The following is a 2,514-nucleotide window of genomic DNA, read 5'->3' on the forward strand; positions in this document are numbered from 1 at the left end:
GAACAACTGCGATCGCTCGGTGTCGATCCGGATACTTAAGCGAAAAAGCGATCGCGTGAAACAATGTTTATTGGCAAGCTAGGATTTTATTGCCTAGACGCGCTCAGGCGTTCAAGATTAAGTAGCGATCGCCCAAAGTTCCCATGAATCAAACAGATTTAGCTTTTACCCCAGCGATAGAACAGGCGCGGCTCATCCGCAGCAAACAAGTATCACCGCTAGAGTTGGTGGAACTTTACCTGGAACGCATTCAGAGACTGGATTCCCAACTGGGGAGTTATTTTACCGTCATGGCAGATATGGCGCTTGCCGATGCCCAGGCGAAGACGGAAGCATTGGCAGGCAACACAGAAGAATTTCCGCCCTTTTTTGGGGTACCCATTTCAATTAAAGACCTCAACCCCGTTGCTGGTGTTCGCTGTACCTACGGAACAGCGGCGCTGATGGACAAAATTGCCGCTTATGATGATGCGGTGGTGACGCGGATTAAGCTGGCGGGGTTTACGATTCTCGGTAAGACGGCGACTTCTGAACTAGGTTCTTTCCCTTATACAGAACCTCCGGCGTTTCCACCCGCCCGGAATCCCTGGAATCTCGACTATACACCAGGGGGATCGAGTGGGGGCGCTGCGGCGGCTACGGCGGCGGGGTTGTGCGCGATCGCTCAAGGTTCTGATGGCGGCGGTTCGGTGCGCGGTCCCGCTGCTTGTTGTGGTTTAGTCGGCATTAAACCCTCCAGGGGTCGGGTGTCTTATGCACCTGTGGGCGATCATCTAAATGGCATTGCAACCAATGGCTGCTTGGCGCGTAACGTTGCCGATGCTGCCGCCCTTCTGGATGTCATGTCTGGTTATGTCGCGGGCGATCCCTACTGGTTGCCCGACCCAGGAACGACTTTTCTTGCCGCAACTGCCCAAAAATTGGGGTCTTTGCGGATTGCTTTTTCTACAACAATTCCCCCGATAGGCGAAGCCGATTCGGCATCTGGGCAAGCCGTCCAAAAAACTGTGCAATTGCTAGAAGAAATGGGTCATACCGTTGAACCCGGTTGTCCAGACTTTACCGATTTGATCAAACCTTTTTCCAAAGTTTGGCAAGCTGGTGTGGCGGCGACGGGGATTCCCGGCGACTACTTGGAACCGATGAATCGCTGGATGCTAGAGAAATCCGGTTCTGCGGGTGAATATCTGCAAGCGGTTGCTCAGATGCAAATTATGGCGCGGCGCATTGTTGCCTTTTTTGACAACTATGACGTTTTGGTAGTGCCCATTTATATGCATCAGCCAATTCGGGTTGGGGAGTGGGCGCACCTGAATCCGGAGGAAAGATTGCAGAAAATCATTCAGTGGATCGCTCCGTGTCCCCCATTCAATGCCACCGGACAGCCTGCAATCGCACTTCCGACTGGTTTTGACGCCAACGGGTTGCCAATCGGCGTGCAGTTGGTGGGACGCCCCGCTGACGAAACCACGTTGATTGCCCTCGCCGCACAACTAGAAGCTGCAAAACTTTGGAGCGATCGCCGTCCTGACTTTGCCGCGCAATAAAAGCGATATCTGTTTCTCGTTCCCCGGCTCAGCTGGGGAACGAGGCTAATTAGCCCCAAGACAGTTTATGCTCTGGGATTATCCTGCTGGTTAAATTCGTTAGAGTTCCTGAATACGCGGACGAATCAACAACTCACCGATATTGACGTGTTCAGGTTGGCTCACCACGTAAAGAATCGCGTTGGCAATATCTTCCGCTTGCAGAATATCCGCACCCGGAGCATAAAAACCGCCTTGTCCGGTCACAGCTTCTTTCGTTGCCTCATGCTTAATTGAATCGGCAAGTTCAGTCGCCACTGCCCCTGGTTCAATGTCTGTCACCCGCACGCCATATTCAATTGCCTCTTGGCGCAAACTATCGGAGATGGAGCGCACCGCAAATTTGGTTCCGCAATAGACCGCCGCCCCTTTAAAGGCAAAGCGTCCAGCCACCGATCCAAGATTCACAATATGACCGTGCTTGCGCTTAGCCATGCCGGGAAGGACAGCATGAATGGTGTAGAGGAGTCCCTTCAGGTTCACATCAATCATCCGCTCCCACTCATCCACGCGCCCTTCCAGCATCGGTGCCAGAGGCATTAAACCAGCGTTATTGATCAGGATGTCCACGCCACCCATTGTTTCCAGTTCCTCCCCAAGCTGTGCCACAGCTTCCCGACTAGTTACGTCCAAGGGTTTGATCATCGCCTGACCGCCTGCACGTTCAATTTCTTGGGAAAGCTGTTCGAGTTGCTCTGTGCGGCGTGCCGACAAAACGACTTTCGCTCCGTTCTGAGCCAATATTTTGGCGGTCGCTGCGCCGATGCCGCTACTAGCACCAGTAATCCAAGCTCGTCCTGAAAGGATTGCCATATTTTATCTCCTGTAATGATTAGAGTCGTACTTTACCCATCCCGATGGGGATGAATTTGTCGGTTAGGGAATTCACGCCAATGGTTAGAAAAATGGGCAGTTTAGGCGATCGCTA

The 2,514-nt window shown here is 52.7% G+C and carries 2 protein-coding genes; one reads left to right on the forward strand and one right to left on the reverse strand.

Annotated elements, in window-relative coordinates:
• Nucleotides 1-143: 143 nt before the first annotated feature.
• A complete protein-coding gene (locus H6F50_RS01760) occupies nt 144-1,547 on the forward strand; it encodes an amidase (protein ID WP_190410168.1) in 1,404 nt (467 codons plus the stop codon).
• Nucleotides 1,548-1,646: 99 nt separating this feature from the next.
• Here the strand turns inward: H6F50_RS01760 and H6F50_RS01765 are convergent, their stop codons facing one another.
• Nucleotides 1,647-2,399 carry an SDR family oxidoreductase gene (locus H6F50_RS01765; RefSeq protein ID WP_190425630.1) on the reverse strand — a complete coding sequence of 251 codons (753 nt, stop codon included), beginning with the start codon at nt 2,397-2,399 and terminating at the stop codon, nt 1,647-1,649.
• Nucleotides 2,400-2,514 lie beyond the last annotated feature (115 nt).

The organism is Coleofasciculus sp. FACHB-712 (genome assembly GCF_014695635.1).
Classification (GTDB): Bacteria; Cyanobacteriota; Cyanobacteriia; order Cyanobacteriales; family FACHB-T130; genus FACHB-T130.

Bases quoted from the DNA above. Each gene is read 5' to 3' on its own strand.
- H6F50_RS01765 (WP_190425630.1), bottom strand. From the start codon at position 2,399: ATGGCAATCCTTTCAGGACGAGCTTGGATTACTGGTGCTAGTAGCGGC.
- H6F50_RS01760 (WP_190410168.1), top strand. From the start codon at position 144: ATGAATCAAACAGATTTAGCTTTTACCCCAGCGATAGAACAGGCGCGG.